The 22,643-nt window shown below is 72.1% G+C and carries 19 protein-coding genes; 9 read left to right on the plus strand and 10 right to left on the minus strand.

Annotated elements, in window-relative coordinates; genetic code table 11:
- Positions 1-2: 2 nt before the first annotated feature.
- From ACIP8W_RS09885 to ACIP8W_RS09900, 4 genes are read right to left on the minus strand one after another with little or no spacing between them, the layout of a single operon-like run.
- Positions 3-476, minus strand: a complete 474-nt coding sequence (locus ACIP8W_RS09885; RefSeq protein ID WP_402202563.1) for a DUF2510 domain-containing protein — start codon at positions 474-476, stop codon at positions 3-5.
- Positions 477-496: 20 nt separating this feature from the next.
- Complete coding sequence (locus ACIP8W_RS09890) at positions 497-1,303, minus strand: 3-oxoacyl-ACP reductase (protein ID WP_401950012.1); 807 nt, start codon at positions 1,301-1,303, stop codon at positions 497-499.
- 4 nt (positions 1,304-1,307) lie between these two features.
- Positions 1,308-2,684 (minus strand): aldehyde dehydrogenase family protein, encoded by a 1,377-nt coding sequence (locus ACIP8W_RS09895; RefSeq protein WP_401950015.1) that lies wholly within the window; start codon positions 2,682-2,684, stop codon positions 1,308-1,310.
- An 11-nt stretch (positions 2,685-2,695) separates the two neighbouring features.
- Positions 2,696-4,060, minus strand: coding sequence for a glutamine synthetase family protein (locus tag ACIP8W_RS09900; RefSeq protein WP_401950018.1), 1,365 nt, complete (start codon positions 4,058-4,060; stop codon positions 2,696-2,698).
- A 99-nt stretch (positions 4,061-4,159) separates the two neighbouring features.
- Here ACIP8W_RS09900 and ACIP8W_RS09905 point away from each other — a divergent pair, with 99 nt between their 5' ends.
- The 3 genes from ACIP8W_RS09905 (at position 4,160) to ACIP8W_RS09915 (ending at position 7,290) form a co-directional block, all read left to right on the plus strand.
- Positions 4,160-4,891 (plus strand): FadR/GntR family transcriptional regulator, encoded by a 732-nt coding sequence (locus ACIP8W_RS09905; protein ID WP_401950462.1) that lies wholly within the window; start codon positions 4,160-4,162, stop codon positions 4,889-4,891.
- Positions 4,892-5,085: 194 nt separating this feature from the next.
- A complete protein-coding gene (gene eat, locus ACIP8W_RS09910) occupies positions 5,086-6,558 on the plus strand; it encodes an ethanolamine permease (RefSeq protein WP_402202566.1) in 1,473 nt (490 codons plus the stop codon).
- Positions 6,559-6,603: 45 nt separating this feature from the next.
- A complete protein-coding gene (locus tag ACIP8W_RS09915; RefSeq protein ID WP_401950024.1) occupies positions 6,604-7,290 on the plus strand; it encodes a gamma-glutamyl-gamma-aminobutyrate hydrolase family protein in 687 nt (228 codons plus the stop codon).
- A gap of 19 nt (positions 7,291-7,309) precedes the next feature.
- Here the strand turns inward: ACIP8W_RS09915 and ACIP8W_RS09920 are convergent, their stop codons facing one another.
- Positions 7,310-8,263, minus strand: coding sequence for a LysR family transcriptional regulator (locus ACIP8W_RS09920; RefSeq protein ID WP_401950027.1), 954 nt, complete (start codon positions 8,261-8,263; stop codon positions 7,310-7,312).
- Between the two features lie 71 nt (positions 8,264-8,334).
- Between ACIP8W_RS09920 and ACIP8W_RS09925 the strand changes: the two genes are divergently transcribed.
- Positions 8,335-9,477, plus strand: a complete 1,143-nt coding sequence (locus tag ACIP8W_RS09925; RefSeq protein WP_402202569.1) for a TDT family transporter — start codon at positions 8,335-8,337, stop codon at positions 9,475-9,477.
- Positions 9,478-9,503: 26 nt separating this feature from the next.
- Here the strand turns inward: ACIP8W_RS09925 and ACIP8W_RS09930 are convergent, their stop codons facing one another.
- From ACIP8W_RS09930 to ACIP8W_RS09945, 4 genes are all read right to left on the minus strand, one after another.
- Positions 9,504-10,052, minus strand: a complete 549-nt coding sequence (locus ACIP8W_RS09930; RefSeq protein ID WP_401950033.1) for a helix-turn-helix domain-containing protein — start codon at positions 10,050-10,052, stop codon at positions 9,504-9,506.
- A gap of 192 nt (positions 10,053-10,244) precedes the next feature.
- The gene (locus ACIP8W_RS09935; protein WP_402202571.1) at positions 10,245-12,047 is read right to left on the minus strand and encodes an ABC transporter permease/substrate binding protein; all 1,803 of its coding nucleotides are present in this window, start codon (positions 12,045-12,047) and stop codon (positions 10,245-10,247) included.
- A complete protein-coding gene (locus ACIP8W_RS09940) occupies positions 12,040-13,164 on the minus strand; it encodes a glycine betaine/L-proline ABC transporter ATP-binding protein (protein WP_401950039.1) in 1,125 nt (374 codons plus the stop codon). Before ACIP8W_RS09940 ends, ACIP8W_RS09935 begins: the two co-directional genes overlap by 8 nt.
- Before the next feature lie 7 nt (positions 13,165-13,171).
- Entirely contained in the window at positions 13,172-13,336 is a 165-nt protein-coding gene (locus ACIP8W_RS09945) for a hypothetical protein (protein ID WP_402202573.1), read from the minus strand.
- 131 nt (positions 13,337-13,467) lie between these two features.
- Here ACIP8W_RS09945 and ACIP8W_RS09950 point away from each other — a divergent pair, with 131 nt between their 5' ends.
- The 4 genes from ACIP8W_RS09950 (at position 13,468) to ACIP8W_RS09965 (ending at position 17,317) form a co-directional block, all read left to right on the plus strand.
- Positions 13,468-14,373 (plus strand): 5'-3' exonuclease H3TH domain-containing protein, encoded by a 906-nt coding sequence (locus ACIP8W_RS09950; protein ID WP_402202622.1) that lies wholly within the window; start codon positions 13,468-13,470, stop codon positions 14,371-14,373.
- Between the two features lie 48 nt (positions 14,374-14,421).
- Positions 14,422-15,261, plus strand: a complete 840-nt coding sequence (locus ACIP8W_RS09955; RefSeq protein WP_401950042.1) for a siderophore-interacting protein — start codon at positions 14,422-14,424, stop codon at positions 15,259-15,261.
- Between the two features lie 264 nt (positions 15,262-15,525).
- Positions 15,526-15,657 carry a hypothetical protein gene (locus ACIP8W_RS09960; protein WP_402153611.1) on the plus strand — a complete coding sequence of 44 codons (132 nt, stop codon included), beginning with the start codon at positions 15,526-15,528 and terminating at the stop codon, positions 15,655-15,657.
- Between the two features lie 124 nt (positions 15,658-15,781).
- Complete coding sequence (locus ACIP8W_RS09965; RefSeq protein WP_401950048.1) at positions 15,782-17,317, plus strand: amino acid permease; 1,536 nt, start codon at positions 15,782-15,784, stop codon at positions 17,315-17,317.
- Here ACIP8W_RS09965 and ACIP8W_RS09970 read toward each other — a convergent pair.
- Positions 17,232-21,344 (minus strand): Pls/PosA family non-ribosomal peptide synthetase, encoded by a 4,113-nt coding sequence (locus ACIP8W_RS09970; RefSeq protein WP_402202575.1) that lies wholly within the window; start codon positions 21,342-21,344, stop codon positions 17,232-17,234. The two genes, ACIP8W_RS09965 and ACIP8W_RS09970, sit on opposite strands and share 86 nt — an antisense overlap.
- 223 nt (positions 21,345-21,567) lie before the next feature.
- Here ACIP8W_RS09970 and ACIP8W_RS09975 point away from each other — a divergent pair, with 223 nt between their 5' ends.
- Positions 21,568-22,605: an ATP-binding cassette domain-containing protein gene (locus ACIP8W_RS09975; protein ID WP_401950054.1), complete on the plus strand. Its 1,038-nt coding sequence runs from the start codon at positions 21,568-21,570 to the stop codon at positions 22,603-22,605.
- The last annotated feature ends 38 nt before the right edge of the window (positions 22,606-22,643 follow it).

Genomic DNA, 22,643 nt, shown 5'->3' on the forward strand with positions numbered 1-22,643 from the left:
CGTCAGGGGCCGATGGAGCTGTCCCCGCCCCCCGAGGCGTCGCCGATCGGGCGGATGGACCGGGCGATCTCGTCCGTCCCGGTGAGCGGCGGCGCCTCGGGCCCGGCCTCGAAGGCGAAGCGGACGACGACCAGCGACTCGGTGCCGACGGTCGAGGGGAAGACCAGCGACTGGACGGAACCGCCGGGAAGGGTGGTGGAGGGTCGGTCCGAGGCGCTGCCGGTGGCCGCCGCGCGGTCCCGGTCGCCGTCGCCGAAGGGGTTGACGGCCACCGTCACGATCACCGCCGCGAGGGCCGCCCCGGCGGCCAGGGCCAGGAGCGGGCCGTTCCTCCGCTTCCCACCGGAAGGCGGCCGGGGCGGGAGACCCGCCCCGGGCTGTCGTACATGACCGGTCCGGGCGGTCCCGTCCCACCAGCGTTCGGTGGACGGGAGACCCGGATCGGGATACCGGCCCGGCGGGGTCGTCATGCTCATCGACCCAGCTGGTGGAGGCCCTACATCGGGGTGACGTACGCCCCCGCGATACCGCCGTCGACCAGGAAGTCCGTGGCGTTGACGAACGACGAGTCGTCACTGGCGAGGAACGCGACGGCCGCCGCGATCTCCTCCGCGGCGGCGAAGCGGCCCACCGGAATGTGCACCAGCCGGCGCGCGGCCCGCTCCGGGTCCTTCGCGAACAGCTCCTGGAGCAGCGGGGTGTTGACAGGGCCCGGGCACAGCGCGTTGACGCGGATGCCCTCCCGGGCGAACTGCACCCCGAGTTCGCGGGACATCGCGAGCACCCCGCCCTTGGAGGCGGTGTACGAGATCTGGGAGGTCGCCGCGCCCATCCGGGCCACGAAGGAGGCGGTGTTGATGATGGAGCCCCGGCCCTGGCGGCGCATATAGGGGAGGGCGGCCTTGCAGCACAGGTACACGGAGGTGAGGTTGACCTCCTGGACCCGCTTCCAGGCTTCGAGGCCGGTGGTCAGGATCGAGTCGTCGTCGGGGGGCGAGATGCCCGCGTTGTTGAAGGCGATGTCGACGCTGCCGTAGGTGTCGAAGGCGGTCTTGAAGAGCGCCTCGACCTGCTCGGGGTCGGTGACGTCGACCTTGACGAAGATCCCGCCGACCTCTTCGGCGGCGGCCTTGCCCGCCGTCTCGTCGATGTCGCCGCAGACGATGTGCGCGCCCTCGGAGGCGAGCCGGCGCGCGGTGGCGAGACCGATGCCGCTGCCGGCTCCGGTGATGACGGCCGTACGTCCCACCAGACGGCGGCAGACGATGGCGTCCTGAGGGTCGGTCGAGGTGTTGCCGGTCATGTGTTCAGGCCTCCGTGCTGAGGAAGACGTTCTTGGTCTCGGTGAAAGCGGTCAGGGCGTCGGGGCCCAGTTCGCGGCCGAGTCCCGACTGTTTGTAGCCGCCGAACGGTGTCCCGTAGCGGACGGCGCTGTGCGAGTTGACGGACAGGTTCCCGGCGGCGACAGCGCGCGAGACCCGCAGGGCGCGGCCGACGTCCCGGGTCCAGATCGATCCGGCGAGGCCGTAGTCGGTGGCGTTGGCCAGCCGGACGGCGTCCGCCTCGTCCTCGAAGGGCAGGACGACGGCGACCGGTCCGAAGACCTCCTCGGTGGCGACCGGGGAGTCGGCGGCGGCGTCGGTGAGGACGGTCGGCGGGAACCAGAACCCGGGGCCCTCGGGCGCGCTGCCCCGGATGCCCCGCGCGGCCCCGTCGACGTACGACCGTACCCGCTCCAGCTGGACCGCCGAGATCAGCGGGCCCATCTGGGTCCGCTCGTCGGAGGGGTCGCCGACGACGACGGACTCCACGGCGGGGGCGAGCAGTTCGAGGAACCGGTCGTGGACCTCGCGCTGGACGAGGATGCGGGTACGGGCACAGCAGTCCTGGCCCGCGTTGTCGAGGAAGGACATCGGGGCCGAGGCCGCGGCCTGTTCGAGGTCGGCGTCGGCGAAGACGATGTTGGGGCTCTTGCCGCCGAGTTCGAGGGTGACGCGTTTGAGGAGACCGCTGCTCTTCGCCATGATCCGCTTGCCGACCCGGGTGGAGCCGGTGAAGACGATCTTGGCGATGCCGGGGTGCTCGACCAGAGCGTCGCCCGCGACCTCGCCCGCACCGGGGAGGACCTGGAAGAGGCCCTCGGGGAGCCCGGACTCCAGGGCGAGTTCGGCCAGCCGGAGCGCGGTGAGCGGGGTGGTCTCGGCGGGCTTGAGGAGGACGGCGTTGCCCGCCGCGAGGGCCGGGGCGGTGGCCCAGGCGGCGATCGGCATGGGGAAGTTCCAGGGGGCGATCACGCCGATGACGCCGAGCGGTTCGAGCAGGGTGATGTCGAGGCCGCCCGCGACGGGGATCTGCCGGCCGGTGAGCCGTTCCACTCCCCCGGCGGAGTAGTCCAGCAGGTCGCGGACGTTGCCCGCCTCCCAGCGGGCGTTGCCGATGGTGTGACCGGCTTCGCGGACCTCCAGGCGGGCCAGTTCCTCCAGGTGCTCGTCGACGACGACGGCGAAGCGGCGCAGCGCCCTGGCCCGGTCGGCGGGGGCCGCGGCGGCCCATCGGCGCTGGGCGGCGGCCGCCCGGCGTACGGCGGAGTCGACCTCGTCGCGGGTGGTCGCCGGGACGGTGGCGACCGTCTCTCCGGTGGCCGGGTCGAGCACCCGGTGTGCGGCGGCGGGTTGTTCCTGCACGTCGTTGTTCCTCACAGACGTTCGAAGGAGCGGCGAAGCTCCCAGTCGGTCACCGCGGCGTCGAAGGCCTCCACCTCGACGCGCGCCATATTGCGGTAGTGCGCCACGACCTCGTCGCCGAAGGCCGCGCGGGCGATGGGACTGTTCTCCCACAGCTCGGCGGCCTCGCGCAGGGTGGTGGGTACATGGGGGTAGTCGGCGCCGTAGGCGTTGCCCGCGCACGCCTCGGGGAGTTCGAGTTCGTTCTCGATGCCGTGGATCCCGGCGGCGACCAGACCGGCGACGGCCAGATGCGGGTTGACGTCCCCGCCGGGCAGCCGGTTCTCGAAGCGCAGGGAGCGGCCGTGGCCGACGACGCGCAGGGAGCAGGTGCGGTTGTCGTAGCCCCAGGCGACGGCGGTGGGGGCGAAGGATCCGGGCTGGAAGCGTTTGTACGCGTTGATGGTGGGCGCGTACAGCAGGGAGAAATCGCGCAACGCGGCGAGCTGGCCCGCCAGGAAGTGGCGCATGACGGGCGACATGCCGCCGGGGCCGTCCCCGGCCATGGCGTTGGTGCCGTGTCCGTCCTGGAGCGAGAGGTGGATATGGCAGGAGTTGCCCTCCCGCTCGTTGTACTTGGCCATGAAGGTGAGCGACACGCCCTCCTGGGAGGCGATCTCCTTGGCGCCGGTCTTGTAGACGGTGTGCTGGTCGCAGGTGACGAGGGCTTCGTCGTACTTGAAGGCGATCTCGTGCTGGCCCGGGTTGCACTCGCCCTTGGCGGATTCGACGGTCAGTCCCGCGGTGGCCATCTCGTTGCGGATCCGGCGCAGCAGGGGTTCGACCCGGCCGCCGCCGAGGATGGAGTAGTCGACGTTGTACTGGTTGGCGGGGGTGAGGCCGCGGTAGCCGCTGTCCCAGGCATGCTCGTAGCTGTCCTTGAAGACGATGAACTCCAGCTCCGTGCCGACGTGCGCGGTGTAGCCGTGTCCGGCGAGGCGCTCCAGCTGGCGGCGGAGGATCTGGCGGGGCGCGGCGACGACGGGGGAGCCGTCGCTCCAGGCGAGGTCGGCGAGGAGCAGCACCGTGCCCTCGTTCCAGGGGACGCGGCGCAGGGTGGAGAGGTCGGGGCGCATGGCGAAGTCGCCGTAGCCGCGCGCCCAGGAGGACATCTCGTATCCGTCGACGGTGTTCATGTCGGTGTCGACGGCGAGCAGGTAGTTGCAGCCCTCGGTGCCGTGTTCCAGGACATCGGTGAGGAAGAACGAGGCGGCCAGCCGCTTGCCCTGGAGGCGGCCCTGCATATCGGGGAAGGCCAGGACGACGGTGTCGATCTCGCCGCTCGCCACGAGGACACGCAGTTCCTCGACGCTGAGCGGGGGTGTGCGGTCTGCCACGGGGGTGCTCCTCCTTCGACCAGCCGGAAGCCATAAGGTATTCCCGTAGACCATTTCTTGGGAAGGGGAAACGGCGACGTGACGGAGAACAGCGAGCCGATGGACCCGCCGGACGCGGACGCGCTGACCCCGGTACTGCGGCCCGTACGGGCGGGAAACGGCTTCGAAGAGGCGCTGGAGCAGATCCTGCGGATCGTCCGGCTCGGTCTGGTGTCCGGCGGGGAGCGGCTGCCGGCCGAGCGGGAGCTGGCGGAGCGGCTGGGGATCAGCCGGGTCACGCTGCGCGAGGCGCTCAAGGTCCTCCAGGACCAGGGCCTGCTGGAGAGCCGGCGCGGCCGGTACGGCGGGACCTTCGTGCTGCCCCGGCCCGCCGCGCCCGCCGTGGGCGCCGAGCGGGAGCTGCGGCGGCGGGTGGCCGGTCTGGACATCGAGGACGTGCTGCGCTTCCGCGAGGTGCTGGAGGTCGGCGCGGCGGGGCTGTGCGCGGCGCACGGGCTGACGGCGGCCCAGGCGGACCGGCTGCGCGCGGCGCTGGACGCGACCCACGACGCGCCGCTGGCGGAGTACCGCAGGCTGGACACGCTGCTGCATCTCACGCTCGCCGAGCTGTCCGGCTCCGCGACCCTGACCGGGCAGTACGCCGCCGTGCGGGCGTCGGTGAACGACCTGCTGAACTGCATTCCGCTGCTCGTACGGAATCTGGAGCACTCCCAGCGGCAGCACACGGCGCTGGTCGGGGCGGTCCTCGACGGCGACGCGGACGGCGCGCGGGAGATCGCCCGTGAGCACTGCGGCGGGACGGCGGCGCTGCTGCGCGGCTTCCTGGCGTGAGCCGCCCCGGCCGCATCCGAGCCGCCCCCGCCCGCATCCGAGCCGCCCGAGCCGTTCCGCCCGCCGCCCGGCCGCGTGATACGCCCGCCCGGCCGCGTGATCCGTAACAACGGCTTAACGCACGGGTCTTGCGTGGGGCCATGCGGAACGTAAAGGTGTGGCCTCACACCTTTATCCCGAGGCAGGAGCTGCCCATGTCCGACGGCACCGACTCGCTCATCCCGCCGGCCGTCGCCGCCGCCGACGACGCGGCCCGGCAGGACGCCGACTATCTGAAACGGCGCACGCTCAGACGCGGCAGCGCCGGCTGGCTGCTGCTCACCGGTCTGGGCGTCGCCTATGTCGTCTCCGGTGACTTCTCCGGCTGGAACATCGGCCTCTCCGAGGGCGGCTTCGGCGGACTCGCCATCGCCACCCTGCTGATGGGCGTGATGTACGCCTGTCTGGTCTTCTCGCTGGCCGAGCTGTCCGCCATCCTGCCCACCGCGGGCGGCGGTTACGGCTTCGCCCGGCGGGCGCTCGGCACCTGGGGCGGCTTCCTCACCGGGACCGCCATCCTCATCGAGTACATCCTGGCCCCGGCCGCCATCTCCATCTTCATCGGTGAGTATGTCGAGTCGCTCGATCTCTTCGGTCTGACGGCGGGCTGGCCGGTCTATCTGGCCTGCTTCGTGATCTTCATCGGGATCCATCTCTGGGGTGTCGGCGAGGCGCTGCGCTTCAGCCTGGTGGTGACGGCCATCGCCGTGGCGGCGCTGCTGATCTTCGCGGTCGGCGCGTTCACCGAGTTCGACGCGGGCGGGCTCAACGACATCCCCGCCGACCCGGACGCGCTGGGCTCCAGCTCCTGGCTGCCCTACGGAGTGCTGGGCATCTGGGCGGCGTTCCCCTTCGGTATGTGGTTCTTCCTCGGGGTGGAGGGCGTGCCGCTCGCCGCCGAGGAGGCGAAGGATCCGGTGCGGTCCCTGCCGAAGGCGCTGTCGATCTCCCTGGGCGTGCTGGTGCTGCTCGCGCTGATCACCTTCTTCGCGGCGACCGGCGCGCGCGGCGCGGCGGCCGTCCAGGAGGCGGGCAACCCGCTGGTGGTGGCGCTCCAGGGGGACGGCGAGCCGACCGTACTGAGCCGGTTCGTGAACTACGCGGGTCTCGCCGGGCTCGTCGCGTCGTTCTTCTCCCTCATCTACGCCGGGTCCCGGCAGCTGTTCGCGCTCTCCCGCGCGGGATATCTGCCCCGCTTCCTCTCCCTCACCAGCGGCCGCAAAGCCCCCTATCCGGGTCTGGTCATCCCCGGGGCGATCGGTTTCGGGCTGGCCGCGTCCACCGGTGACGGCGGCCGGATGCTGAATGTCGCGGTGTTCGGCGCGACCATCTCGTACGCGCTGATGGCCCTCTCCCATCTGGTGCTGCGCCGCCGCGAGCCGAGGCTGCGCCGGCCGTACCGTACGCCCGGCGGGATGATCACCTCGGGCACGGCCTTCGTGCTGGCGCTGTCCGCGCTGGTCGCCACCTTCCTGGTGGACAAGGACGCGGCGTTCATCGCGCTGGCGGTGTACGCCGTCGCGCTGGCCTACTTCACCTTCTACAGTCGCCATCGGCTGGTCGCCGCCGCTCCGGAGGAGGAGTTCGCGGCGCTGGCGGCGGCCGAGGCCGAGCTCGAACGGGGCTGACCGGTCCCGGGAAGACCGAACACCACACGACGGAGGACCGGAGCCATGAAGCCGCTCATCGGGATCAGCACCTATCTGGAGGAGTCCACCGCCTGGGGCAACTGGAATCTGCCCGCCGCGCTGCTGCCCGCCGGCTATCCCCGGCTCGTCCAGCGGGCGGGCGGGCTGGCCGCGATGCTGCCGCCGGACGGCGACCCGGACGCCGCCGCCTCGATGGTGGCGCGGCTCGACGGGGTGGTGATCGCGGGCGGTCCCGATGTGGAGCCCGCACGGTACGGAGCCGATCGCGACCCGCGTACCGGACCGCCCGCCCGGCAGCGGGACGCCTGGGAGCTGGCGCTGATCGGGGCGGCGCTCGCCTCGGGCACCCCGCTGCTGGGGATCTGCCGGGGGATGCAGCTGCTCAATGTGGCGCTGGGCGGGACGCTGGTCCAGCATCTGGACGGCCATACCGCCTCGGTCACGGGGGTCTTCGGCGCGCACTCCGTGAAGCCGGTGCCCGGGACCCTGTACGGCGATCTGGTGGACGAGGAGTTCTCCGTACCGACCCACCACCATCAGGCGGTGGACCGGCTCGGCCGGGGGCTGACCGCGTCGGCGTTCGCGTCGGACGGCACGGTCGAGGCCGTGGAGCTGCCGGGACCCGGGTGGGCGCTGGGCGTCCAGTGGCATCCGGAGATGGCCGATGACCTGCGGGTGATGGCCGCGCTGGTCGGAGCGGCGACGGCCTGAGAGCCCGCCGCGCCGCCGCTCAGCCGAGGGCCGTCCCGCGTGTCAGCGACAGCAGGTCGCGCGCCGGGCCCGCGGGCAGCGTGCCGACCGGCCAGACCGCCCGCAGATCGCGTCGCAGCGCGACGCCCGCCACCTCCACCCGGATCAGCCGGCGGGCGGCCAGCTCCTCACCGACCGCGAGTTCGCTCAGGACGCAGGGGCCCGCGCCGTTCACCGCCGCGGCCTTCAGCGCGGTGGTGGAGGTGAGTTCGAGCAGGGGCTCGGCGAGCCCTCCGTACGCGGCGAGTCCGGCGTCCAGCACCTGCCGGGTGCCGGAGCCCGGTTCGCGCAGGACCAGCGGGGTCCCGGCCAGCTCCGCCGGGTCGAGCGGGGTACGGCGCCGGGCCCAGGGATGGCCCGGCGCGGCCACCACCAGCAGCCGGTCGTGGCCGATGACGGCGGAGTCGAGGCCGTCCGGCGCGGCCAGGCCCTCGACGAAGCCGAGGTCCGCCTCATGGGCGAGGACCCGCTCGGCGACCGTGACCGAGTTGCCCGCGTGCAGGGAGACCGCGGTGTCGGGCCGGGCCCGGCGCAGCGCTATCAGCCAGCGCGGCAGCAGGTATTCGGCGATCGTCATGCTCGCGGCGATCCGCAGCCGGGAGTCCCTGCGGTCCCGCAGCGCCTGCGCCCCGGCGTCGAACGCCTCGGCCGCCTCCACGACGCGCCGGGCCCAGTCGGTGACCAGGATCCCGGCGTCGGTGAGCCGGGAGCCGCGCGGGGAGCGGTCCACCAGCGCGACCCCGAGCCGCCGCTCCATGCCGCGGATCCGGCCGCTGGCGGCGGGCTGGCTGATGCCGGTCTCGCGGGCGGCCCGGCCGAGGCTGCCGAGCCGGGCGACCGCGATCAGCAGCTCCAGCGCGCCGAGGTCGGGCACGCGCTGCGCGAGAGAGGCCGCGGGCGGGACGGCGGGCGGGACGGACGAGGCAGCGGTCATCGGTCCAGGTTATGGCCTGAGAAGGACAACGGGGCTGGTGAGGGACGGTGCGGAGGGCCGAAGGTGGGCTCATGGCCACTCTGGCGCACCCCGCCACGCTCCCTCCGCCCCCCGTCCCGCTCCCCGCGCGCGCCACCGCTCCCGGGCCGTCGCGGCTGCGCCATCTCGGGCCCCAGTGGTACGCGCCGGTGATGGGCACGGCGATCGTCGCGAACGCGGGCGCCGCCGTGGCGCCGGGCGCGTCGGGGGCCCGGGGGGTCTGGGTGGCGGTGTGGGCGCTGTCGGCGGCGCTGCTCGCGGTGGTGCTCACCGCCCGTGCCGGGCACTGGCTGCGCCACCGCGACCGGGCCCGCGCGCAGTTGCTCGATCCGGCCGTGGCACCGTTCTACGGCTGCCCGCCCATGGCACTGCTGGCGGTCGGGGCGGGCACGCTCGCCGTGGGCCGGGACGTGCTGGGCGAGGGGGCGGCGGTCACCGTGGCCGCCGTGCTGTTCGGCGCGGGGACGCTGGTGGGGCTCGGGGTCGCGGTGACGATCCCGTATCTGATGGTGGTACGCCACCGGCCGGCCCCGGCGGAGGTGTCGCCGGTCTGGCTGCTGCCGCTGGTCACGCCCATGGTCTCGGCGGCGACCGGTCCGGCGCTGGTGCCGTATCTGCCCGCGGGACAGGGCCGTGGGGCGCTGCTGCTGGGGTGCTACGCGCTGTTCGGGGTGAGCCTGCTGGCCACGCTGGCGCTGCTGCCGCTGATCGTCGGACGGCTGCTGCTGTACGGTCCGCCGCCGCTCGCGCCGACCCCGGCGCTCTTCCTGGTGCTGGGCCCGCTGGGGCAGTCGGCCACCGCGGTCCACCAGCTGGCCGGGGCGGCGCCGGGGGCCGTGCCCGCCGGGGACGTGGCCGCGCTCGGGGCCTTCGCGGTGGTCTACGGGGTGCCGGTGCTGGGGTTCGCGCTGCTGTGGCTGGCGCTGGCGGGGGCGCTGCTGGTGCGGGCGGTCCGGCGCGGGATGCCGTTCACGATGACGTGGTGGGCGCTGACCTTCCCGGTCGGTACGTGTGTGACGGGCGCGGCGGGGCTGGGGCGGCAGACGGGGCTGGTGGCGCTGGAGTGGCTCGCGTCGGCGCTGTTCGCGCTGCTGGTGACGGCGTGGGCGGTGGCGGGGTGGCGCACCCTGCGCGGGCTGGCCACCGGGGCACTGCCCGTACCGACCGGTAAGTAGTACGGGATGCCGCGCGGCGTGACCGTTCAGCGGCGGGGGTCGACCGTCGCGTCGATGTGTTCGGCGACGCCGACGACCAGGATGCGGGTGCCGGGCTCGGTGGCCCGCCAGCGGTGGCGTACCCCGCCGGACAGATACAGCGTGTCGCCGCGCTCCAGCCGGTAGGCGCGGCCCTCGGCCTCCACCTCGGCGGCGCCGTCCGCGATGTACATGATCTCGTCGTTGCGGTGCTGGTACTCGCGGCCGGTGTCCTGCTCCCCGGTGAACTCCTTGGCGTTCAGCTGGTGCCCGCCGCGCACCACCCGGCGTACCCCGGGACCGTCCTCCACGGCCCGTACGACATCGACCGTGCGCGCGGAGTCGGCGGCGGCGTGCAGCTGGGCGGGGGTGGTCTCCAGGGCGTCGGCCACCCGTTCGAGGGAGCGGGTGCTGGGCCTCGCGCGTTCGTTCTCGATCTGGCTGAGGAAGGGCACGGACAGTCCGCTGCGCGCGGCGACAGCCGCCAGGGTCATCCCCAGGGACCTGCGCCGCCTGCGGACGGCCGAGCCCACCCTGAGCGCTTCCTTGTCGTCCATGACTGGCTCCCTCCCGGCCGGGATCGACATCCTCTCAGAGATGCCGCCCGTACAAGAGCTGTCCTCCATGATGCGCGCGGCCGGTCCGGAAGGGAAACACACCGCGGGAGGGGAAACACACCGGGGAGGACGGACGCCGGAGGGGCGGGGCCCGCCCGAGGGCGAGGTCCCGCCCCTCCGATGAGCGGGGGATCAGCCGACCGGGGTCCACCGGTCGGCGACACCGGGGTGGTCCGCCAGCCAGGCGCGGACGGCGTCCTGTTCCCTGCCCTTGCCCGCCGACTGGATCCTGGCCTCCAGGCCGGTGAGCTGCTTCTCGCTCATCGAGAAGTCCTTGAGCCAGGCGGCGACCCGCGGGTTGTCCTCGGAGAAGCCCTTGCGGGCCAGCGTGTGCACTCCGTCGCTCTCCGCGCCGAAGGCCTTCTTCGGGTCCGCGAGCTTGGTCAGGTCGTACGTGTCGTACGCCCAGTGCGGCGACCAGAGCACGACGGCGACCGGCTCCTTCTTGGCGTAGGCCCGCTTCAGCTCGGCGAGCATGCCGGAGGTGGAGCCGTCGACGAGGGTGTACTCGCCGTCCAGACCGTATGCCTTGAGGACCGTGCTCTTGAGGAGCCTCATCTCGCCCGCGCCGGGCTCGATCCCGATGATCCGGCCCTTGAAGGTGGCGCTCCCGCCCTTGAGGTCGGCCAGCGAGTCGACGCCCTTCACGTACGAGGGCACCGCGATCTCCAGGGACGTCTTGCCGTACCAGGCGCCCATGTCCTCCAGCCGGTCCTGGTATTTGTCCCAGTACGAGGCGTGGGTGACCGGCAGCCAGGAGTCGGTCTGGATGTCGATCTGGCCGGCCGCCTGGCCGGTGTAGAGGGAGCCCGCCTCGTACTGCCGGGCGTCGACCTCGTAACCGCGCTTCTCCAGCAGTTCCTTCCAGAGGAAGGTGGAGGCGATGCCCTCGTCCCAGGGGATGTAGCCCATGCTGATCTTCTTGCCCTTGCCGATGTCGGCGGCGCCGGCGGCGGTCGTCGTGGCCGAGGAGCCGAAGAGGCCGATACCGCCCGCGACGAGCGCGAGGACGAGGAGCCCGGCGAGGGCTACGACGGGCTGCGGGCGGTGGTTCCACAGCTTCGGCGCGCCGGCCGGCTCCTTGGCCCTGGCCGACGCGCGGCGGCCGACCGGGGAGAGCTGGAGGCCGAGCGAGCCGGTGATCCGGTCCAGGAAGACGGCGAGGACGACGACGGAGAGACCCGCCTCGAAGCCGAGGCCGATGTCGATGTTGCCCAGGGCGCGGTAGACGGCGCCGCCGAGGCCGCCGCCGCCGACCATGCCGGCGATGACCACCATGGACAGGCCCAGCATGATGACCTGGTTGATCCCGGCCATGATCGTCTGGAGGGCCAGCGGCAGCTGGACCCGGAGCAGAGTGTCGCGGGGGGTGGTGCCGAACGCCTCCGCGGCCTCGACCAGCTCCCCGTCGACCTGCCGGATGCCCAGCTCGGTCATCCGGACACCGGGCGGCAGGGCGAAGATGATCGTGGCGATGATGCCGGGGACCACGCCGACGCCGAAGAAGACGACGCCGGGGATCAGATAGACCATGGCGGGCATGGTCTGCATCAGGTCGAGCACCGGCCTGATCAGCGAGCTGACCGTCGTGGAGCGCGCCGCCCAGATGCCCAGGGGCAGGGCGATGGCCAGCACGACGACGGTCGCGACGAGCACCAGCGAGAGGGTCTCCATCGACTCGCCCCACAGCTCGACGGAGTCGATGAGGGCGAAGCCCGCGAAGGTGAGCAGCCCCGCGAGCAGGCTCCGCAGCCACCAGGCCAGTACGGCGAGGATGCCCGCGAGCAGCAGCGGCTGCGGAGCGGAGAGCACGGCGTCGATGCCGTCGTACATGCCCGAGACGATCGAGCCGATCGCGTCGAACAGCCGGGCGAGATGGTTCTGGAGGAAGTCGACGGCGCTGTCGACCCAGTCGCCGAGAGGGAGCCTAGGCACGAGCGACCGCCTTGTCCCCGGTCGGGGTGGCTGCCGAGGAGTCGGGGGCGGGCATCGGCTCGCCGAGGACGGCGAGCAGCCCGGCGCGCGGGACGACTCCGATGAGCGTGCCCTCGTCGTCGACGACCGCGACGGCGACACCGCTGGTGGAGCAGGGGGTGAACAGCTCGATGATCGGCGTGGACTCGATCACCCGGGCGGGCGCCGCGTCGAGGATGTCCTGAGCGGTACGGAGTTCCTTGCCGTTCTCCGTACGGAGGCCGAAGGCGGTCTCCGGGGCGGCCATGATCGCGCCGGCGGTGAGCACCCGGGAGCGGTCGACGTCCTGGGTGAAGGAGGCGACGTAGTCGTTGGCCGGGGTGACGAGGATGTCCTCGGCGGTGCCGAGCTGGACGATCTCCCCGTCGCGCATGACCGCGATCCGGTCGCCGAGGCGCATGGCCTCGTTGAGGTCGTGGGTGATGAACACGATGGTCTTCTTGAGCCGTTTCTGGAGTTCGAGCAGCTGGTCCTGCATATCGCGCCGAATCAGCGGGTCGAGCGCGCTGAAGGACTCGTCCATCAGCAGCAGACCGGCGTCCGTGGCGAGCGCGCGGGCGAGACCCACACGCTGCTGCATACCGCCGGACAGCTCGTCGGGCCAGGACGACTCCCAGCCGACCAGACCGGTGAGCTCCAGGGCCTCGGCGGCGCGCCGGTCGCGCTCCTCGCGCGCCACGCCCTGCACTTCGAGTCCGTATCCGGCGTTCTCCAGGACGCTGCGGTGCGGGAAGAGCGCGAAGTGCTGGAACACCATGCTGATCCTGCGGGAGCGGACGGCGCGCAGCTCCCGGGGGCTCAGGGCGGTCAGGTCCTGGCCGTCGAAGAGGACCGTGCCCGCGGTGGGCTCCAGCAGTCCGTTGAGCATGCGCAGCAAAGTGGACTTGCCCGATCCGGACAGTCCCATCACGACGAAGATCTGGCCGGGCTCGACCGTGAACGAGGCGTCGATCACCGCGGCGGTCGTACCGTCGGCGCGGAGCTCGTCGCGGTCCGTGCCGCTCTTGAGCTTCGTCACGGCTTCGTCGGGTCGTCTGCCGAACACCTTGTACAGATGGTCGGCTTGCAGCCTGGACACATACACCTCACGCGTAGAACGGAGAACGGCCCGCGACCCCCGCGGGCGGGCCGATGGGGCGAGCGGGTTCGGCCCGTTCACCGGCCGCGATGTCGCGCATACGGCCGGGTTCGCCCCGGAACCGCGCCTGCCCCCGCTCACCCGGAGCAAACAACGAGATGATCCAGGTCACATGGCGATGTCGCGTATCGGCTCGAAACTCTCTTTCCGATACGTCCGGGTGACCGCCCGTGACCATGGGCGGCCGTCGCGCTGCCGGTGGACCGGGTTGGGGCATGATTCGGTGATGTGACGCGACGCCTGATGCTCCTCGACAGCGCTTCCCTCTACTACCGGGCCTACTTCGGGGTCCCCGATTCCGTACGGGCCCCGGACGGCACCCCGGTCAACGCGGTGCGCGGTCTGCTCGACTTCATCGCCCGGCTGGTCCAGGACCACCGCCCGGACGATGTGGTGGCCTGCATGGACGCCGACTGGCGGCCCGCCTGGCGGGTGGAGCTGATCCCCTCCTACAAGGCCCACCGGGTGGCGGCCGCGCACGCGGAGGGCCCCGACGAGGAGGAGACCCCGGACACCCTGGCGCCCCAGGTCCCGATCATCGAGGCGGCGCTCGACGCGCTGGGCATCGCCCGCGTCGGCGTCGCGGGGTTCGAGGCCGACGACGTGATCGGCACGCTCACCGGCCGGGCGACCGGCCCGGTGGACATCGTCACCGGGGACCGCGATCTCTACCAGTTGGTCGACGACGCCCGGGGCGTGCGGGTGCTCTACCCCCTCAAGGGCGTCGGCACGCTCCAGCTCACGGACGAGGCGGTGCTCCGCGAGAAGTACGGGGTCGACGGCTCCGGATACGTCGATCTGGCCCTGCTGCGCGGCGATCCGAGCGACGGACTGCCGGGGGTCCCCGGCATCGGCGAGAAGACGGCGGCCAAGCTGCTCGACGCCTTCGGCGATCTGGCCGGGATCATGGCGGCGGTCGACGACCCGCGCTCCCGGCTCACCCCCTCGCAGCGCAAGCGGCTCGACGGGGCCAGGGACTATGTGGCGGTCGCGCCGACGGTGGTCCGGGTCGCCGCCGACGTACCCCTGCCGGAGTTCGACCCGGCCCTGCCCCGGGAGCCGCGCGATCCGGCCATGGTCGACGCGCTGGCCGAGCGGTGGGGGCTGGGCGGCGCGATGCGGCGGCTGCTCGCCACTCTTCAGCACTGAGTGTTAGCTTAGGTAAACCTAAGCAGAGCGACAGTCGAGGGAGACGCCGTGGCACAGCAGTCGGCCAGTACACCGAAGGTCCACGAGGCCCGGGTCGTACGCACCGAGTGGATCACCCCCCACATGGTGCGTGTCGTCCTCGCCGGTGAGGGGCTGGCCGACTTCCGGGCCGCCGGTGAGTTCACCGACCACTACGTCAAGGTGATCTTCAACGCGGAGGGCGTGACCTACCCCGAACCCTTCGACCTGTCGCGGATCCGTGAGGAGTTCCCGCGCGAGCAGTGGCCGACCAACCGCACCTACACGGTGCGCGGCTGGGATCCGGCCGCCCTGGAGATGGTCATCGACTTCGTGGTGCACGGGGACGAGGGTCTCGCCGGACCGTGGGCGGCGCGCGCCGAACCCGGCGAGACGGTACGCCTGCTCGGCCCCGGCGGTGGCTACGGGCCGGAGGCGTCGGCGGACTGGCATCTGCTGGTCGGTGACGAGAGCGCGCTGCCCGCCATCGCCGCCTCGCTGGAACGGATGCCCGAGGGCGCCGTCGTCCACGCCTTCGTCGAGGTCCCCGGCCCGGGGGAGGAGCAGAAGGTCGCCACCCCGGACGGGGTCGGCATCACCTGGCTGCACCGGGGGGCCCGGCCGGTGGGCGAGGCGCTGGTCGAGGCGGTCCGCGGCCTCGACTTCCCGCCCGGCGACGTCCAGGCGTTCGTGCACGGCGAGGCCGGTTTCGTGAAGGAGCTCCGCAGCCATCTGCGGCTGGAACGGCAGGTCCCGCGCGAGCGGCTGTCGATCTCGGGGTACTGGCGGCTCGGCAAGACCGACGAGGCGTGGCGCGCCGTCAAGCGCGAGTGGAACGAGCAGGTGGAGCGGGAGCAGGAGAGCGCGTAGGCGCGTCGCGGACAGCGCGGCCCCCACGGACATCCGGCGCGCGAGGCCGGACGTTACGCCGTGGTGGCCGTCACCGGCGTGTTCCTGTTCAGCGCGCAGGTCATGGTGTAGGCCGCCACCGACACCGTCTACCGCGACGGCGAACGCGCCGCCGGCCTCGGCCGGGTCACCGGAATCGGCCGTACCGGCGCCGTCGTCGGCCCCTGGCTGATCGGGATCCTCGCCACCGACGGCAACCAGGACCGGGGGTTCACCGCCTTCGCCGTGGCCGGGATCGTGGGCGCGCTCGCCATCGCCCTGGTCCCGCTCGCCCGGCGGCTCGGCCGGAGCGGCGGCCCCGGGACCGTCCGCCCGGCGCCCGCCCGAACCGGTAGCGGCGGTTCCGCGCGCCCGTGAGGAAACGGGGGGAACCGTACCCCCGTGAGGAAATGTGCCCCACATGGACACGGTCGCGTGACGCCGGTGAAACAGCGCCTCCTTAATTTCTGTCAATCGACAGGAATCAGCGACAGGGGCTGTCATGACCGTCACCACGGCGTCCACGGACGTACGGCACGCACCGGAGGGGACCGGCCGGGGCGACGACTCCGTCGCTCTGGCCGATTTCGGCTACCGGCAGGAACTGCACCGCAGTATGGGACGGTACGCGTCGTTCGCGGCCGGATTCTCCTTCATCTCCGTCCTCACCACGGTCTTCCAGTTCTTCGCCTTCGGCTTCTCGTTCGGCGGCGCGGCCTTCTTCTGGACCTGGCCCGTGGTACTCGTCGGACAGCTGCTGGTCGCCGCCTGCTTCGCCGAACTCGCCGCCCGCTACCCGCTGTCCGGCGCGATCTACCAGTGGTCGTCGCGGCTCTCGACCCCGGCCTTCGGCTGGTTCGCCGGCTGGATCATGGTGATCGGCCAGATGGTCGTGGTGGCCGCCGCCGCGCTCGCCCTCCAGGTCGTCCTGCCCGCGATCTGGAGCGGATTCCAGCTGGTCGGCGGCGACCCGGCGCCCACCTCGGCGAGCGGCGCGGCCAACGCGGCGATCCTCGCCGTCATCCTGCTGGCGCTGACCACCACCGTGAACATGGTCGACAACCGGGTGATGTCGGTCATCAACCGGGTCGGGGTCACCGCCGAGATCATCGGCGCCGTACTGATCGTCGTCCTGCTGTTCACCCACGCCGAGCGCGGCCCCGGCATCACCCTCCAGACCGGCGGCCAGGGCGGCGCGATCGGCGCGCTGCTGGTGGGCTCCTTCACGGCGGCGTACGTCCTGATCGGGTTCGACAGCGCGGGCGAGCTGAGCGAGGAGACCCTCAGCCCCCGGCGCACCGCGCCCCGTACGATCCTGCTGGCCCTCACCGCCGCCGGGGTCCTCGGCGGACTGCTGCTGCTCGCCGGGATCCTCGCCGCGCCGAGCCTCACCGACGGCCACCTGGCCACGGACGGGCTGTCGTACGTACTGACCAGCAGCCTGGGCGACGGTGTCGGGCGGCTGCTGCTCGCCGATGTGGCGCTCGCCATCGCCGTGGCGACCCTCGCCATCCAGACCTCGGGCTCGCGGATGCTCTTCTCGATGGCCAGGGACGGCGTCCTGCCCGCCTCCCGGCTGCTGGCGAAGGTCTCGCCGCGTACGGGCATGCCGGCCGGGACCGCGCTGGTGGTCGGCGCGGCGGCGGCCGGGCTCTGCCTGCTGAACCTGGCGTCCCCGGAAGCGTTCCTCGCCATCGGCACGACCTGTATCGCGCTGCTGTACCTCGCGTACGCCATGGTCACGGGCCCGATGCTGTTCCGCAGGCTGCGCGGGGAGTACCCGGAGTCCACCGGCACCGACGAGACCGGGAAGCCGCTGTTCTCCCTGGGCCGCTGGGGGCTGCCCGTCAACGTGGTCGCCTGGCTGTACGGCGTGGCGATGACCGTCAACCTGGCCTGGCCCCGCGCGGCGGTGTACGACCCGGCGGGCGGCCACTGGTACTTCCAGTGGTTCACCGTGCTGTTCCTCGTGGCCGCCATCGGCCTCGGCGCCCTGTGGCGGATCCGGACGGCGCGCCGGGGACAGCTGGGCCGGTGATCTCCTTCCGGCCCGGCAGGACCGGTCCGGCAGATGGGACGGGGTGCCGCTCGGTGACCCTTTCGGCGGGGATGCCGCGCCAGCTGGTGTGGGACGTGAGGTGTTCCCCCTTCATGAGCAGGGACAGCGCGTCGAGTCGTACGTTCTCGCCGACGACGGAGTCGTAGAGCACGACCGCGCGGGTGCCGATGCTCGCACCGTCCTCGACCACGACCCGGGACATCTTCATGACACGGTCTTCGAACAGGTGTGTTTGCAGGGATACGCGCAGACCGATCGCCGCGTCGTCCCCGATGTCCACGAGGTCGAACTCCGTGAGGTAGGTGGTGCCGATCCAGGCGCCTCTGCCGATCCGCGCCCCGAACAGCCGGAGAACGGCCGGCAGATACGGCGTTCCGGTCAGGAGGCCCGCCCCTGCCGGTACCGCGGCGGCCTCGAAGAGGCCCGTGACGAATTCGGTACGGCGCACGAACAGACTCCACAGCGGCTCGACCCGGGGCCGGTAGACACCGATGACCAGGCGCTTGACCGCCGCGCAGTACAAGATCACGAAGAGGCTCACGGCCATCGCGAGGACCGGCGCCACGAGAACCGGCACCAGCAGGCCCGGACGGCCGGTCAGCCAGGACAGCGCCAGCAGGTACAGGAAGGCGGCCACGGTCAGCACCGACGCGGGCATCGTGATACGGAAGAACTCGATACCCAGGCGCTGGAGTATCGCCGCGCGGGTCGGGGCGAACGTCAGCTCCTCGGGGAAGGTCCCGCTGCTCTGGCGCACGGGCAGGCGTATCGCGGGCGAGCCCAGCCATGTGGTGTCGTCGGGTACGTCACCCTGCGGGGGGACCGTGCCCACTCCGATCAGGGAGCCCGGTCCGGTCCGTGTGCCGGCGAGCAGGAGCGCGGAGTTGCCGATGAACGCGCGCCGCCCGACCTCGGTGGGACCGAACGCGACCCGGCCGTTCGCGAAGGCGGCACCACCGACGTTGGCCATGTCCGCGACGAAACTGCCGTCGCGGAGAGTGAGCAGGTCCGGGTCGACGTGCGAGACGGTGGAGACCTCGGACCAGCGGCCGATCCGCGCACCGAGCAGCCGCAGCCAGGGGCCCGTGCACAGGGTGGCGTAGAGCGAGTTGGTGAAGGTGAGGCTGATCTCCAGCAGCTTGTCCGACACCCACTTGCGCAGGCCCAGCGCCGAGCGCGCCGGATGGATACCGGCCGGCGCACTCGGCAGGACCAGCCGCTTGCAGACGGCGACCACACAGCAGACGGTGAGGACGAACACCGGGCCGGACAGCGCGGCGACGGCAAGGCCGCCGGCAGCGCCCCAGCTCAGCGTCGCCCACCAGAACAGCGCGATTCCCGGGACGGCCACGGCCAGCTCGGCGGCCTCCAGCAGCACCAGGGCGACGAGCGCGGCGGCGAGATGGCACGGCCGCCATCCGTCCGTACCGCCCCGGGCGCGCACCATGGTCTCGACACCTGAGGAGAGGGCCTCGACCGGGCGGGGCGGCGATCCGGCCCAGCGCGCCCCCTCGGGAACCGTCTCGCCCGGACCGATGGCGGACTGTTCGCCGAGCCCCGCCCCGGCCCCCATACGGGCGCCGGGTTCGAGGACCGCGTTGGCTCCCACGAAGCAGCGTGGCCCGATCTCGACCGGGGCGACCGTGACCCAGCCGTCCGACACCCGCCACGGGACCACCGCGGCGCCGTAGCCGACCGCCGCGCCGGCGCCGATACGCACCATGGCCGGGAGCACGATGACACTGGTGGCGATGGTGGTACGGGGTCCGATCCGCGCACCGAGCAGCCGCAGATAAGCGGCCATCAGGGGGGACCCGCTGAGCACCGGCAGCGGGCCGAGGCTCAGCAGCAGATTCACCGCCCAGAGCCGCACATAGACCCGGCCCCACAGGGGATAGCGGCCCGCTCGGATACCCGCCGACAGCGGGCGTACGAGAGCGACGGGCACCAGCCAGCGCACGGCCAGATAGCCGAGGAACACACCGATCGTCGTCTGTACCGAGGACCTGACCGAGATCCGGCCGCCGTGCCTGCTGTACACGTACGCCACCGGCAGACTGAGCACCAGCAGGAGCAGGTAGACCACCCCCGCCTGGGCCGCCCCCGCGCCCGCGATACGGCCGCTGCCGTGGCGGATCGGGGCGGGACGGGGCGGGGCCGTCCGCTGCCCGGCGTTCTCCATGGCGCTGATCCTGGTCGCGAGGCCACGCACGGTCGGATGGGCGTAGAGGTCACGCAGCGCGGTGCTCTCGCCGATCCCCCGGTCCCTCAGCACCGATACGGCCTGGGCCGCCAGGAGCGAGTGACCGCCCAGGTCGGTGAAGAAGTCCGCCTCGGCCGACAGCGCCCCGGGCTCGATCCCGAGAACCTGCGCCCAGGCATCCCGTACCCGTGTCTCCAGCTCGCCACGGACCTGGGTCACCACGCCACCGCCCACCAGCCGCCGGCCGGTCGGGGCGGGCAGCCGTTTACGGTCCGCCTTGCCACTGGCCATGACGGGAAGGCCGGGGACGATGTCCAGGAAGGACGGCACCATGTACGCGGGCAGTCGCCGCCTCAGGTGCTCGTGCAACCGGGTGACCAGGACGTCTTCCGCTTCGGCGCTGTCCGGCGCGCGCACCACGTAGGCGCACAGCTCCCCGCCGCCTCCGGGCGCTTGTCCGGGGGCGGCCGCCAGATTGGTGACGGCCCCGGACACACCGGAATCCTCCAGCAGGACGCTGTCGATCTCACCGAGATCGACCCGGTGGCCACGGATCTTCACCTCGTCGTCCGCCCGGCCCAGGAACTCGATCTCCCCGTCCCGGGTCATCCTGCCGAGGTCCCCGGTGCGGTAGAGCCTGCTGCCCCGGGGCGCCAGCGGGTGGTCGATGAACCGGTCGGCGGTCAGCTCCGGCCGCCCGACGTAGCCGCGTGCGACACCGGGACCTCCGACGCAGATCTCGCCGACGGAACCGGCGGACACGGCCCGATGGTCCCCGTCGAGGAGGACAACCGTGTAGGTCGGCAGCGGTGTTCCGATGGTCACGGAGCGGCCCGGCAGCAGCTCCGCCCAGGTCGCGGTGACGGTGGTCTCGGTCGGGCCGTAGGTGTTGAGCATCCGGCGGCCGGGCCGGCTCCAGTGCTCGACCAGCTGGGCGGGGCATGCCTCACCGCCCACGATGATGCTGCGCAGGTACGGCAGCTCCTGGGTAATCGTCTCCAGCAGCGTCGGTACGCAGTACAGCATCGTGATCCGCCGGTCGTCGAGGAACTCCCCGAGTTCGGCGCCGAGCCGCCCGGAGCCGACCGGGCCGGCGACGAGCGTGGCGCCGACCGACCAGGTCGGCCAGATCTCCTCGATGGAGAAGTCGAAGGAGATCGTCATGCCCTGGTACACCCGGTCCCCCGGCCGCACGTCGTACACCCGGGGTACGACGTCGAGGAAGTTGCAGATACTCGACTGGGCGATCTCCACCCCCTTGGGCCTGCCGCTCGACCCTGAGGTGTACATGATGTATCCGGTGGGGTCGTCGGGCTCCGCGCCGTCCCCGATCGCGATCGGGGACGGACGGGCGGCGGACTCCGCGGCGAGTTCCCGGGCACACGCGTCCAGCTCGACCACCCTGCACGGCAGGCCGCCCACCGCGGACGCGAGGCCGGACGTGGTGAGCACGAGGTCGACACCCGCGTTCTCCGCGATATAGGCGACCCGGTCTCCCGGCGACTCCGGGTCGACCGGCACGAACGCCGCCCCGGCCTTGCCCACCCCGAGCAGGGACGCGTACATGTCCACCGACCTCGGCATCAGAACCGCCACCCGGGCGCCCGGTCCGACCCCGAGTCCGTGCAGGTGGCGGGCGAGCCGATTGGCCCTCGCGTCGAGTTCGGCGTAGGTCAGCGTCTCGTGTCCGCACTCGAGAGCCGTGGCGGACGGGGTACGGTCGCAGGCCGATTCGAAGACGGAGTGCAGGTATCTGCCTTCCGCCTCCCGTGACTTCCCATACGCGGCAACGAACGTTCTCATGACGTCTGTCCTTCGTTAAGACCGCGAACAGGTGGGGCGGCCTCCAAGAGGTCGTGCGAACTCCACGTCACGCCACCAGTGAACCGGCACACCCTCGGTTCGGCATCTCGAAGCGGCGCCCGCCCGCGCGGTCCCGGGACAGCGGGGAGGCCCGAGGTGCAGGGGGCGGCCCGGGGCGTTTAACTGGCCTCACGGCGCGGTCGACAACTCGGCGGAGGTGAACATGGCGCCACTCGAACGGCGGAGCGGCCCGTATCGGCTCACCCCGCTCCCGTCCGGTGGCGGCATGGGGGATGCCTCGGTGGAGGGCTCCGCCGACGTGGTCATCCACGCATCCGGATTACGGAAGGTCTACGCGAAGACGGATTTCGCGGCGGTCGACGGAATCGATCTGCGGGTACGCCGGGGGGAGATCTTCGGACTGCTGGGTCCCAACGGGGCCGGGAAGACGACCACCGTGGGCATGCTGACCACCCGTGTGGTGCCCACCTCGGGATCCGCCCGGATCGGGCGGATCGACATCGTCGGTCAGCCCACCCTGGCCAAGCAGGTCATCGCGGTGGTCACCCAGCAGAACACCCTGGACCGTTCGCTGACCGTCCGGGAGAACCTGTACTTCCATGGTCTGCTGTTCGGCTTCTCCAGGGCCGGTTCGGGGCAACGGGCCGATGAGCTGCTGGAGCAGTTCCAGCTGGCCCGGTGGCGGGATTCCTCTGTGTACGCGCTGTCCGGCGGTATGGCACAGCGGTTGCTGGTGGCACGGGCGATCTTCCACCGGCCCGCCGTGCTGTTCCTGGACGAACCCACCGCGGGGCTGGACCCGCAGAGCCGGCTGGCCCTGTGGGATGTGCTGGACGAGCTGATCGGTGCCGGCCAGACCGTCCTGCTGACCACCCACAACATGGAGGAGGCCGACCACCTCTGCGACCGGGTCGCGATCATCGACCACGGCCGGATCCTGGCGCTGGGCACCCCGGCCGCGCTCAAGCGGAGCCTGGACGCGGATGCCGTGGTCACGATCGTCACCAGCGGCAGCCCCGGGGAACTCGCCGACCGGCTGCGCCGTGACCTCACAGGGGTCGTTCACCTCAGGCTGGTCGGCGGCGGGGTGGAGCTCCAGGTGAAGGGGGGTGCCCGGCTGCTGCTCGACATCGTGCGGAGCGCCGAGTCCGGGGGTTTCGCTCTGGTCGATCTCTCCATCAAGGAGAGCACCCTGGAAACCGTCTTCATCAGCCTCACCGGAAAGGAGCTGCGGGACTGATGGCCGTATCCGGAGCGTCTCCCTCCGATGATCCGACA

The sequence above is a fragment of the Streptomyces sp. NPDC088554 genome, from assembly GCF_044752945.1.
Taxonomy (GTDB): domain Bacteria; phylum Actinomycetota; class Actinomycetes; order Streptomycetales; family Streptomycetaceae; genus Streptomyces.